Here is a 12,879-nt window from a genome sequence, read left to right on the forward strand (position 1 = left end):
GTAGATTTCAACTGGAAAAATCAATAGGAGGAGTAATTAAATGAGTTTTTTATCTAAATTATTTGGCGGCCAATCAATAGAGGAAACAGAGAAAATAATGCCAAAAGTAAAATTGGCTGTGGTTTATTACAGTACAGGCGGGACAAATTATCAATTATCAAAATGGGCTGAAGAGGGAGCAGTAGAAGCTGGTGCTGAAGTAAAAGTTTTAAAAGTCCCTGAAACTGCTCCTCAATCAGCCATTGATGGAAATGAAGGTTGGAAAGCACATATTGAAGCGACAAAAGATGTTCCGGAAGTAACTTTAAATGACCTTGAATGGGCGGACGCAATTATTTTTAGTGTACCTACTCGTTTTGGTAACATGCCTTCACAATTGAAGCAGTTTTTGGATACAACAGGGGGGTTATGGTTTAATGGAAAGCTTGCAAACAAAGTAGTAAGTGCAATGACTTCCGCACAAAACCCTCATGGCGGACAAGAGGCGACGATATTATCGCTATATACAAGCATGCATCATTGGGGCGCTATTATTGCATCTCCAGGTTATACAGATCCTGTAATATTTGGCGCGGGTGGAAACCCTTATGGAACAAGTGTGACAGTAGATCAAGATGGGAAAATGGTTGAAGATGTAGAGGCAGCGGTTAAACATCAAGCTAAACGTACAGTTACAGTTGCACAATGGGTTAAAAAAGCGAATCAATAATAAGTGTTTAAAGTGAACTGAATCCAATAACGGATTCAGTTTTTTCTATTTATCCTTAGATTGATAAGTAATTAATGAAAGACTTTCCGATTAATGAAACATATTAGTCGATGAGAACGTATATATAGTAAGTTTTATCAAATTAATGAATGGTGATAATCAAGAAGAGTGGAATGATGTGAATTTGAAAGGTGGAGGATTGTTTGAAAAAGCTGATCGTAATTATATTGGTACTTATATTAATTGGATTAGGAATGTTATTTTATTTTAAAAGTTATTATCCCGCCTTGCCTATAGAGTCAGTATCCAAGCGTGAAGTCGTTAAAATGGGGAAAGCCTCTAATGATACCATCATAAAATTGACGGAAGAAAATGGTTATGAGTGGTATATCTCGAAAATGAATCAAGGAAATGCAAATGAAGCAAATGATGGAAAGTAGAGGATGGGTTTTCAAAGAACAAATGGGAGCGGGATTCTTTTTCGAAAAAGAGAGTGAAGAAATAATTGTCGAAGGTGGAATGTGGACAGGAAAATACGTTATATTTCAAGTGCCAAAGATTCAGTAAACTACTAATTTCAATCAGAGGGGCATTTATTATGAAGCCAGTATTTTCATTATGCATTACTTTACTTATAACGGTTTTAGTCGGTTGTCAATTACATCAGGCAGAAACGATGTCTCTTTTAGAAGAAAAGGTTGCAGAAATTAAACTTTCAAAATCAAATGAATTTGATGGAATGAATGAAGACATTCTTCATTCATTTTCTAATGACGAATCCATTACATTATTCGAAGAGGCAATCGCTACCGCTCGAAAACAAGTGGGAATAGTTGACGTGACGGAACCTGAATATGATGTAATGGTTGTATACGTAGCAAAAGGCAATAGTCAATTGCCAATTGCCAATTGCCAACTCATGCTATGCATTTATGGTTGGGCAAGGAAGATGAAAAAAGTATGTTCATGTATTTAGGAGATGATGCAGTTTATTTTGCCACGAAAAAAATGAGCGAGAAACTACGGTCTTTAATATCTTCGCAAGAATAGTCAGGGGGATGCATCAATGATGGATGAACTAGCTCAATCCGTAAAAAAGCAATCTTGCGCCGAAGCAAAGAATACGCTGTTGAATCAATCAGACATCTTATATTCAATGGCGTTTTTGAAATAAAAGGGAATCTCAAATCGATGCGGTATTATAGTGTGAAATTAAGTGAAACGTTGTAATATGCCTAACAAAATTCATTGTTACATTGATAAACAATTATATTCGCAATAGGATTGTTTAAATTAGGGTGTAATCAACACTTTTATGATTTAATGATATAATAAAATAACATGAATCAAATAGAGAAATAAAATTAAAAGGGTGAAGATAATTGAGTGCAATGGATAAGCAACTTTATGATTACCTACTAGCAAATATGACAGCTATATCGGACAAATGGCTTTCCCTGCGTGAGGAAAATAGAGGATCCATCTATTCCATGGATGCTGGTGAAACTGCAGAAGCATTACTTCGCGAACAAAACCGTTTAACTAATATGACTGTCACCAGCATACTTTTGAATGATAGACAGATATTTGAATCCAATAAAGAAACATGGGCTCGTGAAGTGGCTGAAAGTAGAGTGAACAGCAATACGTCTGTACCGGAAGTGTTGGGGGCTCTGAGTAAAGCCAGGCAAACGTACTGGTCATTCATAGAGAAATTTGCGAAAATGAAAGGGGAAGAAGTAACCCCAGATGATTTGTTAAGATGGGGAATTTCAATCCATTTGGCTTTCGATGAACTGTATATTGATTTCTCCCATATGTATTATGAAATTATGAACAGAAGACTTAAGATGCAGCAAGGTTTAATAGAAGAATTGAGTTTTCCAATTATAAAACTTAATGAATTGAATGGCGTGTTGCCGCTAATCGGAAATATTGATACGTTTCGCGGGGAAGGGTTTTTGGATTATATCCCTCCAAAATGTGTTGAATTAGATCTCACCCACTTATTCATTGATTTGTCGGGTGTGTCTGAAATCGATACAATGGTTGTGCAGCAAATCAATCCACTGATACAAGTATTAAATTTACTCGGGATAAATACGACATTAACCGGAATCCGTCCGGAGCTTGCTCAAACAGCAGTCCAGTTAGGATTGAATTTTTCCGATATCGATACACATGCTTCCTTACAGCAAGCGCTTAGTGAAGAATACTCGTTAGCATTACATAAAAATCAAGATTAGCAATATGTAAGGCACCAGTTCTAATAAATCTCTATACCGAAATAGCCTATCTGAACTATATCCTAAATACGGCCCACCTTGAAAAGGGCTCGTAATTCGGGGTATAGTTCAACTTGACTTTATTATACTTTCGGTTTCAATAGCAGGTTTACCAAAAAAATGCCGAGGCTAGGACTATGCCCGTAATTGCACCAAGAGCAATCCCAATTCCAAATCCCCCAAATCCAAATCCGCCGAATCCTAATCCATATCCGCCAAGACCATCAAAAGGTCTAATCCAGACCATATCGCGAGTTACTCTAGTAATTTCTCCTCTATAAACCCGACCATCACGACAAGTAATTCTCACATTTCTTCCATGATATCTGCGACAAAGATCATAAAAATTAGCTTGAGACATTATTTTCCTCCTTTCAATCATATTTACACATAGCATGTACAGTTAACATATGATACAAATAATGCAGTGTAATAGATAAACGTCTAGACCCGTCCTAATTTGCAGTAATTACGGGTCTAATCATTCATTTAGAAAAAACATAAAGGATGAGAGCCTCGTCAGTTATCCAAACACAAAAATGGCTATATAAATTTCTTTGTGCATGTGCGGAAAAATCGAGTGAAAGTCCATATGCCCTTCAATGTGAGATGCTCTGTGCACCAATCGTAGAGCCGTTTCCTGAAATAAAACCGGAAGAATTGCAATATGAGCTTCTAAATCATGGATTATTTGATCCTGATAAATGGGCGGATATTAGAAATCAAGTGGAGATATTGGAGAAACAAAGTATCTGGAAAATTGTCGGTCAGGAATATCAGTTATTAAAAACTTTGTGGAAAGGTCCAGAGGTAGCAATCTATATTTATCCATTAAACAATGTGATTCTCAATAAGAAAGAGCAAGCTCCTACGAAAAACGGTGTCGCATATAAAGGAGCATTGTTTTTATTTTTATCCGGCGGGCTTAGGGTGGAAGAAATAAAAGCATTATTAGCGCATGAATACAATCATGTTTGTCGACTAAATTATTTAGGATTAGAGTCTAAAAAAATCCCATTAAAGGATTCGCTAATCATTGAAGGTTTTGGGGAGTTTGCAATCAAAGAATTATACGGTGAAAAGTGGCTGGCGCCATGGACTGATCTCTATTCATTTAAAGATTCAATCAGAATATGGACTAAATACTTCATTCCAAAATTGAATTTATTGGGTACTGATAATCATCAAGTTTTTTTATATGGCAAAGCGAGAAGCCCTTTTCCTAAATGGATTGGATATCATATAGGTTATCAAATTGTTAATTCATTCCAAATGAATAACGGGCCCTTTAACAAATATGAATTGTACCAAAAGACGTCTGATGAACTAATTGCAGGTTCTAAGTTTCCTGCCAATTAGTCAATAAAAAATAAAACAATCTTTATTCTAGATCGTTGTCTAGAATAAAGATTGTTTTTGTATTTACAGCAATTGACATCGAAACGCACGAAAGCCAATGTAATCATGGTTTTGAGTGATGAAATGATTATGCTCTTCCCATACATCATAGAGGTCCATATTTATATTTTCCGATTGATTAATATCAGTAATATCGGTTTGGATAAGTCCAGAGGGAGTATCGATTATTTCAATTTGTGAAAAACCGGCTTGCTGTAGCTTCGATTTCCACTCTTGTTCATTTAGAATTTCGTTAATACCGTACAAGCTGCATACTTTATTTTGTACCTCTAACGGCAAGGATTGTTCAGCCGTCATTTCAATCAAAATCATTCGTCCGCCACTTTTTAAAACTCTGGAAAGTTCGTTTAGCGTCTTGGAAATATTCGTAAAAGAAATGACGGATTCCGCTATTATTAAATCGAAGGAATTATCCATCAGATTTAAACTTTGTGCATCTCCTTCAATTACTAAGATAGAAGAGTCAGAGCTTTCGAAGCGTTTTCTTGCTTTTTTTAACATGACTGAATGATTATCTACTGCAGTCACTTGACACTTGAATCTTTGAGCTAAGAATGCGGCTGTCTGACCGGTTCCGCAACCGATATCCAACACAGATTCACGGGGTTGAATATTTTCATCTTCCAATATGGACTGTGTCAGAGAAAACCCGCCAGGATGTGCACCGCCAATTCCGAAATTAGCTACTAAGTCTATATAACTATTGTGCATTAGGTATTCTCCTGGTTTTACTACTTTTACGACTTAGTAGCAATAGCCATGACCTCCGTCAAAACCATGATCAACAAAAGCTGCACCAACAATGATCAACAGGATAAATAATACAACGATCAAGGCAAATCCCGAGCCGCATCCAAAGCTGCCAACTTTCTTTTCGATTTCAGAAGACATTCTATCCACCCCTTTCCTATTGACATATATATAGGATATGAGGCGATTTAGGAAATCTCAGGGCAGATGGGAAAAAACTTTCTTTAAGAAATCTTAATCGAATACGGGAACAAAGAACACAAATGGCGCGAGAGCAAGCCATGAAAGCTCCGGTTAAAATGGTGTTTCCGATGTTGCTATTTATCTTCCCGGCTATGTTTATCGTGATGTTGGGACCGTTAGTTATTTATTTGATTCAGACGATTTTTTAGAAGATCCATTCATTACAATAAAGTATTTTTAACCTCGTCCTAAAATATGGACGGGGTTATTTGTGTTTAAGGTTGATATAGATATAGATAGAGATAGAGATAGAGATAGAGATAGTCCTTATTGCGCCAGGTGCAATCATTAAACTTCCGAACATAAGCCGTTCTCAGAAGGACATGTCACACATAAAATACAAAAAGGAGAAGAGGTGATGATATGTTTGAACTTTATGATGTAATTATAATTCCTCTGATTTTGGGGATTGTAGAAGTGTTTAAAAGAGCAGGGGTTAGTAAGAAATTATTGCCGTTTATTGCGTTAGTTATCGGTATTGCGATAGGTGTAGTATACGTTACCGATTTTGATTGGAAACAAGGCGTGCTAGTCGGTGCGATGCTTGGACTTTCTGCAAGCGGGCTATATAGCAGTTCTAAAAATACATTCGAAAAGAGTGACGAGTAATCGTTGCTCTTTTATGTGTAACAGCTGCATACTGTATTGCATTTGTTTTGGTTTCGGTATACAAGACATCTCTCCTACTAAATGTGCTACAATCGATAGGTAAATACATACTTAATCTAATTTATTTTCCGGTTCGGGTAACTAAAATTAGAAAAACTCAACATAACCAGTTTCTCTAAGACTAGTCAAAAGTCTTGTGGACTGGTGCTTTTTATGAGAAATATTTCAGGAGGATTTTTACATGACCAAGAATAGCGACCGTCTGCTTCGAATCAATACAACCGGTTTAAGTGAGGAACCAAGTCAATCCGATCATTATAATCATTACGAGGCAACGCCGTATATCGTATTAGATGCACTCTTTGATACATACACATTAAAGAAAACAGACGGTCTTGTCGACTATGGATGTGGAAAAGGCCGCGTCATGTTTTATGCGCATAGTCGCTTTAATGTTCCGATAACGGGAATTGAGATGAATGACCAACTTTACCATAAGGCACTTACGAACATGACCCATTACTTACAGAAATCAAAAGGGAAAAGTCCCGCAATCCGGGTGAGCTGTTGCAAAGCGGAGGAATATACTGTGGATGAACGGGAAAACCGATTTTACTTTTTCAATCCTTTTTCAATAGAGATATTCATGAAGACTGTAAATAATATTTTAAGGTCGGTAGAACAACACCCTCGCGAAGTCGATATCATTCTTTATTATCCAATTCCTGATTATGTTGAATACCTCGAATTATGTACGCCATTTAATTTGTATCGTGAAATTCAAATTCCAGGACTTTATAAAATTAATAATGACGAACGATTTTTGATTTATCGCCATGGAAATTAATTCGCAATAAAATAAAAATCCCTCAATCGATGATTTCGATTGGGGGATTAGTTGTTCAACTTTGGACAATTTCCTCTTCTACAAACACATCCAATACTGGTTCCGTTCGCCGCTTCAATATGAGTAAAATGCCAACTAATGCTAAGATATTCACTGCTAATCCAAGCCATACGATCGAAGTTAACCCAAACACGATATAGCCGATCAGTGAAGTGAAGGCTGCGGTCAATGCGTAAGGAATCTGAGTGGAAACATGATCCATTAACTCGCATTCGGCACCAATTGCGGACAAAATTGTTGAATCGGAAATCGGTGAGCAATGATCCCCAAAGACTGCACCCGCCATTACAGCGCCAATTGCTGGCAGTATCCATTCTGGATTTGTCGAGCCGACAACCGTTGCGGCAATCGGAATCATGATGGCGAAAGTTCCCCAGGACGTTCCCGTTGCAAACGACATCATACAACCCAGCACAAACAAAATCCCCGGAATCACCCACATCGGGATATTTCCTTCAACCAAGGAAGCTAAAAATTGTCCAGTTTCCAGGCGACCGACGATATCACCGATTGACCAAGCAAGTACTAGAATCATAGCCCCGCCGAGCATGCTTTCCATGCCTTTTGTAAAAGTCGACAAAAACTCTTTCGCTTTCAATTTTTTCCTTGGAATATAAAGTAACGCAGCTAAAACAACGGATACAACAACCCCATAAACTAGAGATAACGTAATATTGCCCTCGCCAGACGCTTCGATTAAACTAACACCGCTATTAAAATAACCGCCGGAGTTCAAGAAAAAAAGAATCGTACCGATAATCATCGTGAGTATTGGTAACAGTAAATCTAATGATTGAGTGAATGGAACTTTTATGGCTACTACTTTTAATTTTTGTTCATTCCTAAGTGCGTCCGCTGCTCTTTGTTCATGTTTTCTCATTAACGGAAAATCCACCCGGAACCAAATAATTAGGAAAACCAACACCAGTGACGCAATGGCATAATAATTTGCTGGCAAAACGCTGAAAAAAGCGGATACCGGACTATGCCCTAGACCATACGTTTTAATCGGCTCTGCAAGCAAGGAAAAGATATAAGCGCCCCAACTCGATAAAGGAATCAGTACACAAATCGGAGCTCCGGTCGAGTCGATTAAATAGGCTAGTTTTGATCTTGAGACCCCGTGGCTGTCTGTAATCGGCCGTGCAATTTGTCCGACTGCCAAACTATTAAAATAGTCGTCGATAAAAATTGCATAGCCAGTGACCATCGTAACGAGCTGAGCGCCCACACGCGTCCTTACTTTGGACATCGCCCATACGCCGAATTGTTCTGTCGCGCCTGATTTTGACAATAAAGCCGTGACTCCGCCCAGCATTAAAGCGAAGATGAGTATCGGTGTTGTCCATTCCGGGTCGGCCACTTGTGTGAAAATCGTTTGAAATGAATCGCTTAATCCGCCGGTGAGCGAAAAGTTGGCTAAAATTAGCGCACCGCTTATCACGCCGAGTAACAGCGAAATGATTACTTCGCGCGTAAGAATTGCACAAGTGATTGCCAGAAGCGGAGGGACAATCGACCACCAAGTTGCTTCCATCCCATTCCTCCTTGCTAGTCCATTTGCTTTCGTTATCCTATGAGTTGGTGCTGAACTTTATTTCATGAAAAAATAGCCGGCGATTTCGCTGGCTATTAACTTCTTCTATTTATATGGCGAATAAAAGCTGTACAGCTCAATGTCTTCAATCCATACCCGCGCATTGGCACCGTTAGAATCAGCTATCCATAAATCTCCTTTCAATTCCGCAATATCGCTTTTTCTGAGCCAAGTAATTTTCATAGATGAGCGTAAAAACTGTGGATTATAATCGCCTTTCCCTTTTGGAGGCGTTGTAATTTCCTGCTGTTTCTGGCTCGCCAGCGACACATAGTAAAGGGAAGGTTTCGGACGCTTTTTTGGATCATTTGACCAATCGCTTTCCTTCACTCTCGAAACAATTAGCGAACCGTCTGTAACCCATGTGAACCCTAACTCCGCATAATTTTCGGGTGTAAGACTTTCGCTATAGTAAGCGGGGAGTTCCGTTACTTTTAAATCCTTATTCTTAAAACCGAAGACAATCCGGCCGCCGCCAGCAATATATCCGAGTAAATTTGTTCGAGATGCCCATTTCGGTTCAAAATCGGGAATGACCTCGTCAATCACTTCAAATCCTGTTCCGTCAACCGAGATCACGCTAAGCATATCGCTATCCATCGAAAATGAGCCGGTAGGGTAGATAATGAATGACAACCATTTTTCATTTGGAGAAAAATCAAAAGATCCCGCACTAATTGCAGGGATTTTTGCATTTCCTATTCCCACCTCTTGCGGGATTGTGAAAAGTTTTGTTACATGCCGTGTCAAGTCGGGGATGTCTTTATAACCCTCTTCAATCGATATGGCAAACAAGATAGGATTGGTCCATCCATCGGGTCGCAGCGAAGCGCTGGACGATGCAATGAACCCTTTTCCGTCAGGTTGCCAAACATAATCATTTACGCCTAAAGCGATATTATAGAACTTTTTCAAATCCGAAATATTTAATACGCCATCATCACTAAATGCGATAATGTTTTCCGTCGGAGACCATTTCGGATTTTGGCCGTCATAAAAGATTTTCTGATGTTTTTTTGTTATTAAATCATATACCCATAACTCATTTGACGTTTTTTTAGAGTCATCTATGTTTCCAGTTACAGTTTTTTGATAAAGAAGCATTTTTCCGTCGTACGACCACTGGGGCGGATAGCTGTAAGACGCTTTTTTAGCCGTCAATTTTTGTTCCTTGTCATTGACTTGTATCCACAAATGACCGTCTCTAACAAACGCTACCATGACACTCGAACTGCTTGTATCCGCATGAATAATTGCAGGGAACATCAAAAACAAGATAATCAGTACCTGAATTCGTTTGAACATAAAAAATCACCTCTTAGCAACTATGTTTTCCCGTAACTGAAAAATTAAGCATGTTTATTTTTCAAATATGCAAAAAGCCCAAGCAATGCTTCTGCTTGAGCTTTTTTAAAAAACGGATTAATTTTTATTGATCATTAGAGTTTTTCAATTCAATATGAGCTAGATCTATGAATAGGATAGGCAGCGTATTAAGCACATTTTTTGCAAGATTTACTTACGCTTTTCGGTGCGCCACATTTCTTGCATTTCGCCAAAAGTTCACCCCTTCATCCTGGTATCTATAAATCATATTCACTCACTCCAATGATTATGAACTGAATACGGAGAAAGGACGATGAAACGAATTGTGTAGTATGAGAAGTATTATTCATTGATAGATAAACATTATAGAAGAAGTAAATCAACAGGTAATAATTGATTAGGCAATATAATCTTCTTTTGGAACATCAATCGGTTCTTCTGAGATATAATAATTTCCTTTAGTGATCAATGCAATCAAAATCGTGAGTATAGCCGCTAAAATTGCCGCGAAAAATGCTGCAGTACTTTGTAAAAATGTCCCCATGTATCCTAATGCAGCAATTGTACCTAGACCACTTGCAACGATTAACGATACAACGCCGACCGGATTCCATTTATACAGATACTTTTGCCGCGCCTCATAATAGCGAGGACCAATTTTTAATAACTTTTTCACGATTAGGGCGTCACTTACTAAAATCGCTGCCCAAGAAAGTAAAAAGACGCCTTGGAACGTCATCGCCGTATCCAAATGATCGACGATACCGCCGAGCATTAATGCCATTGCGGTTACGCCCGTCACGACAACCCAAAAACGTCTGCCTGGTGTAAACTTGAAGATGTTTTCAAAGAAGTTTGATAGTGATAAAGAGCCGCTATAAATGTTCGTTACGTTGATCCTTACTTGCGTCAGCATCGTAAATAGAGCGCCGCCTACACCAAGGAGCATGACGATGTATATGCCGGGATTCGATTCTCCAAGACGAACACCAAACCAGATTCCTAAACCGCCCATGACTCCGAAACAGAAAATTTGCGGAATAAATCCAATGGCGATAGAGCCTAATTTTACATCCTCAGGTTTAAGAAATCTCGCATAATCGGACGCTAGAAGAGCGGTTAGACCCATTATTCCATGGTGCATTCCTATGCATAGAAGTAACGCTGTCCCGCCGACTTGAACGCCTTCTGGCATGTATGTCCAAAAACTTCCTTCGTAAACGGATGGCGTATAAATAGAAACAACAATCGCTGTAATTAAAAAGATACCGAAAATCGGTAACGACCATTTTTGTATTTTGTCTAATTGTTTTATTCCGAACCAATTTAACGGGATGACAATCGATCCAAAGAAAACGATGTAAACCCATTGTGGTATTTGAGGGAAAAATGCGTGGACCGCTGAGACGAGTATTAAACCTTCAAAAGCACAATACATAATGAAGTTCGTTGCATAGATGAAAGAGGTAAGCGATGCACCTATATAGCCGAATCCGCCGCCTCTTGACAGTAAATTAACGTTCATGCCGGACTTCGCAGAAAAGTAGGCAATAAAAGTCCCTAATATACCGGCAACAATAATTGCATAAATGGAAGAAATAATCGCATTAATAGCTCCGAATTGAAGCGCCATCACACTGCCCATTTGAAAATAAAAGATAGCAGTAGCTATCCCGAACGTGATATTTGTAATACTAATCCAGCCCATAGTTCTTTTTGAACGCGGGACTCGATCTAATGAGTAATCATCTTGTGTCTCTACTGTTTCATTTTGATTAACTTGGACAGAGCCCATATAGATATCATCTCCTGAATTTCATTATCGACCTCTCTCTCGTTTTTTTAATACACTACAATTCGTCTATATAATACTAACAAAATATAAAATATCTATCAAATAGTAGATACATTTATGGTATAATTATCAGAAACTTCTAGAATTGAATCAGGAGGTAATTAGTTGAAACTAAAAGTCTATATTGCATATCCCATACCTGAAAGTGTCGAAAATTTCATAGCGCAACATTGCGAGATTCATAAATGGGATGGGAATGGGCGAGTTCCTACAAATATCTTAATAGAAGAAATTGCAGAAGTTGAAGGGCTATATACTTCTGGAAGCATGACCGGACCGATTAATGAGGAATTACTAAGTCATGCGTCGCAACTGAAAGTTGTCAGCAATGTTTCGGTTGGCTACAATAATTTCAATTTGGCGGCGATGACTAAACACAATGTCATCGGAACAAACACCCCGAATGTTTTGAATGAAACTGTCGCTGACTTGGCATTCGGCCTTCTATTAGCTACCGCAAGGCGCATTCCAGAATTGGATCGTTTCGTCAAGGAAGGAAATTGGGAGCATAAAACCAATTATGTTGATTTGTACGGAAAAGACGTACACGGTACTACGCTGGGAATTATAGGAATGGGCAGAATCGGAGAAGCGATAGCCAAAAGGGCAAAGTTCGGATTTGATATGAATATAATTTACCATAATCGCAATCGAAACGCCGATGCTGAAAAGAAATACGACGCAGAATACTGTGATTTAGATGCACTATTAAGAAAGTCGGATTATGTATTATTGATGACCCCATTAACTAAAGATACTTTCCACTTGATTGGAGAAGAGGAATTTAAATTAATGAAAGAAACGGCAATCTTTATAAATGTATCGCGCGGACAGACAGTGGATGAACAAGCACTTATTAGGGCATTGGAAAATAAAAAGATTTTAGGCGCCGGCTTAGATGTATTCGAAAAAGAACCGGTCGCACCAGACAATCCCTTACTCAAGCTTCCAAATGTCGTTACAGTTCCGCATATCGGTTCAGCAACGGCAAAAACAGAAGAAGCGATGGCGATGCGAGCCGCCGAAAACTTAGTCGCTGTTCTGACCGGTAAAGGGCCGATTGATCCGGTAGTTAATTAAAGGCATAAACTAAACAAATTACAAACACTGATTAGTTTGCTTTAGGCAATCGAATCAGTGTTTTCTCTTTTATATAAAGCAAGCTTCGGAATTATAAAA

15 protein-coding genes are annotated in these 12,879 nt (G+C 38.5%); 9 read left to right on the top strand and 6 right to left on the bottom strand.

Features of this window, described 5'->3' with window-relative positions; translation table 11 throughout:
* The first annotated feature begins 40 nt into the window (after positions 1–40).
* The 5 genes from wrbA to G8782_RS16745 all read left to right on the top strand — a co-directional run bounded on the left by wrbA (position 41) and on the right by G8782_RS16745 (position 2,955).
* Positions 41–709 carry an NAD(P)H:quinone oxidoreductase gene (gene wrbA, locus G8782_RS16725; protein ID WP_246231727.1) on the top strand — a complete coding sequence of 223 codons (669 nt, stop codon included), beginning with the start codon at positions 41–43 and terminating at the stop codon, positions 707–709.
* 203 nt (positions 710–912) lie between these two features.
* On the top strand, positions 913–1,149 hold the full coding sequence (locus tag G8782_RS16730) for a hypothetical protein (protein WP_172373304.1): 237 nt from the start codon (positions 913–915) through the stop codon (positions 1,147–1,149).
* Positions 1,127–1,276, top strand: a complete 150-nt coding sequence (locus tag G8782_RS16735; RefSeq protein ID WP_172373306.1) for a hypothetical protein — start codon at positions 1,127–1,129, stop codon at positions 1,274–1,276. Before G8782_RS16730 ends, G8782_RS16735 begins: the two co-directional genes overlap by 23 nt.
* A gap of 31 nt (positions 1,277–1,307) precedes the next feature.
* On the top strand, positions 1,308–1,685 hold the full coding sequence (locus tag G8782_RS16740; RefSeq protein WP_246231729.1) for a hypothetical protein: 378 nt from the start codon (positions 1,308–1,310) through the stop codon (positions 1,683–1,685).
* Positions 1,686–2,100: 415 nt separating this feature from the next.
* Positions 2,101–2,955 (top strand): STAS domain-containing protein, encoded by an 855-nt coding sequence (locus tag G8782_RS16745; RefSeq protein WP_343035094.1) that lies wholly within the window; start codon positions 2,101–2,103, stop codon positions 2,953–2,955.
* A gap of 148 nt (positions 2,956–3,103) precedes the next feature.
* Here the strand turns inward: G8782_RS16745 and G8782_RS16750 are convergent, their stop codons facing one another.
* Positions 3,104–3,355: a hypothetical protein gene (locus G8782_RS16750; protein ID WP_172373310.1), complete on the bottom strand. Its 252-nt coding sequence runs from the start codon at positions 3,353–3,355 to the stop codon at positions 3,104–3,106.
* 146 nt (positions 3,356–3,501) lie between these two features.
* On the opposite strand from G8782_RS16750, the gene G8782_RS16755 reads away from it, so the two are divergent.
* Positions 3,502–4,353 carry a DUF2268 domain-containing putative Zn-dependent protease gene (locus G8782_RS16755; RefSeq protein WP_172373312.1) on the top strand — a complete coding sequence of 284 codons (852 nt, stop codon included), beginning with the start codon at positions 3,502–3,504 and terminating at the stop codon, positions 4,351–4,353.
* Between the two features lie 63 nt (positions 4,354–4,416).
* Here G8782_RS16755 and G8782_RS16760 read toward each other — a convergent pair whose 3' ends face one another.
* Together G8782_RS16760 and G8782_RS16765 are read right to left on the bottom strand one after the other, a co-directional pair.
* Positions 4,417–5,124, bottom strand: coding sequence for a class I SAM-dependent methyltransferase (locus tag G8782_RS16760; RefSeq protein WP_172373314.1), 708 nt, complete (start codon positions 5,122–5,124; stop codon positions 4,417–4,419).
* Positions 5,125–5,157: 33 nt separating this feature from the next.
* On the bottom strand, positions 5,158–5,304 hold the full coding sequence (locus G8782_RS16765) for a YjcZ family sporulation protein (protein ID WP_172373322.1): 147 nt from the start codon (positions 5,302–5,304) through the stop codon (positions 5,158–5,160).
* Positions 5,305–5,769: 465 nt separating this feature from the next.
* Here G8782_RS16765 and G8782_RS16770 point away from each other — a divergent pair, with 465 nt between their 5' ends.
* Positions 5,770–6,015, top strand: a complete 246-nt coding sequence (locus G8782_RS16770; RefSeq protein ID WP_172373324.1) for a hypothetical protein — start codon at positions 5,770–5,772, stop codon at positions 6,013–6,015.
* Between the two features lie 241 nt (positions 6,016–6,256).
* The gene (locus G8782_RS16775; RefSeq protein WP_172373333.1) at positions 6,257–6,862 is read left to right on the top strand and encodes a class I SAM-dependent methyltransferase; all 606 of its coding nucleotides are present in this window, start codon (positions 6,257–6,259) and stop codon (positions 6,860–6,862) included.
* A gap of 55 nt (positions 6,863–6,917) precedes the next feature.
* On the opposite strand, the gene G8782_RS16780 is transcribed toward G8782_RS16775, so the two are convergent.
* From G8782_RS16780 to G8782_RS16790, 3 genes are all read right to left on the bottom strand, one after another.
* Complete coding sequence (locus G8782_RS16780) at positions 6,918–8,459, bottom strand: Na+/H+ antiporter NhaC family protein (RefSeq protein WP_172373335.1); 1,542 nt, start codon at positions 8,457–8,459, stop codon at positions 6,918–6,920.
* 105 nt (positions 8,460–8,564) lie between these two features.
* Positions 8,565–9,824, bottom strand: coding sequence for a TolB domain-containing protein (locus G8782_RS16785; protein ID WP_172373337.1), 1,260 nt, complete (start codon positions 9,822–9,824; stop codon positions 8,565–8,567).
* Between the two features lie 418 nt (positions 9,825–10,242).
* On the bottom strand, positions 10,243–11,640 hold the full coding sequence (locus G8782_RS16790; RefSeq protein WP_172373339.1) for a purine-cytosine permease family protein: 1,398 nt from the start codon (positions 11,638–11,640) through the stop codon (positions 10,243–10,245).
* 165 nt (positions 11,641–11,805) lie between these two features.
* Between G8782_RS16790 and G8782_RS16795 the strand changes: the two genes are divergently transcribed.
* Positions 11,806–12,780 carry a 2-hydroxyacid dehydrogenase gene (locus G8782_RS16795; protein WP_172373341.1) on the top strand — a complete coding sequence of 325 codons (975 nt, stop codon included), beginning with the start codon at positions 11,806–11,808 and terminating at the stop codon, positions 12,778–12,780.
* Positions 12,781–12,879: the final 99 nt, after the last annotated feature.

Source organism: Sporosarcina jiandibaonis, assembly GCF_013184495.1.
GTDB classification, from domain to species: Bacteria; Bacillota; Bacilli; order Bacillales_A; family Planococcaceae; genus Sporosarcina; species Sporosarcina jiandibaonis.

Excerpts from the sequence above, each read along its gene's own strand:
- G8782_RS16740 (WP_246231729.1), top strand. The coding sequence starts at position 1,308 with ATGAAGCCAGTATTTTCATTATGCATTACTTTACTTATAACGGTTTTA.
- G8782_RS16790 (WP_172373339.1), bottom strand. The coding sequence starts at position 11,640 with ATGGGCTCTGTCCAAGTTAATCAAAATGAAACAGTAGAGACACAAGAT.
- wrbA (WP_246231727.1), top strand. The coding sequence starts at position 41 with ATGAGTTTTTTATCTAAATTATTTGGCGGCCAATCAATAGAGGAAACA.
- G8782_RS16735 (WP_172373306.1), top strand. The coding sequence starts at position 1,127 with ATGAAGCAAATGATGGAAAGTAGAGGATGGGTTTTCAAAGAACAAATG.
- G8782_RS16760 (WP_172373314.1), bottom strand. The coding sequence starts at position 5,124 with ATGCACAATAGTTATATAGACTTAGTAGCTAATTTCGGAATTGGCGGT.
- G8782_RS16750 (WP_172373310.1), bottom strand. The coding sequence starts at position 3,355 with ATGTCTCAAGCTAATTTTTATGATCTTTGTCGCAGATATCATGGAAGA.
- G8782_RS16770 (WP_172373324.1), top strand. The coding sequence starts at position 5,770 with ATGTTTGAACTTTATGATGTAATTATAATTCCTCTGATTTTGGGGATT.
- G8782_RS16780 (WP_172373335.1), bottom strand. The coding sequence starts at position 8,459 with ATGGAAGCAACTTGGTGGTCGATTGTCCCTCCGCTTCTGGCAATCACT.
- G8782_RS16765 (WP_172373322.1), bottom strand. The coding sequence starts at position 5,304 with ATGTCTTCTGAAATCGAAAAGAAAGTTGGCAGCTTTGGATGCGGCTCG.
- G8782_RS16755 (WP_172373312.1), top strand. The coding sequence starts at position 3,502 with ATGAGAGCCTCGTCAGTTATCCAAACACAAAAATGGCTATATAAATTT.
- G8782_RS16785 (WP_172373337.1), bottom strand. The coding sequence starts at position 9,824 with ATGTTCAAACGAATTCAGGTACTGATTATCTTGTTTTTGATGTTCCCT.
- G8782_RS16775 (WP_172373333.1), top strand. The coding sequence starts at position 6,257 with ATGACCAAGAATAGCGACCGTCTGCTTCGAATCAATACAACCGGTTTA.
- G8782_RS16745 (WP_343035094.1), top strand. The coding sequence starts at position 2,101 with ATGGATAAGCAACTTTATGATTACCTACTAGCAAATATGACAGCTATA.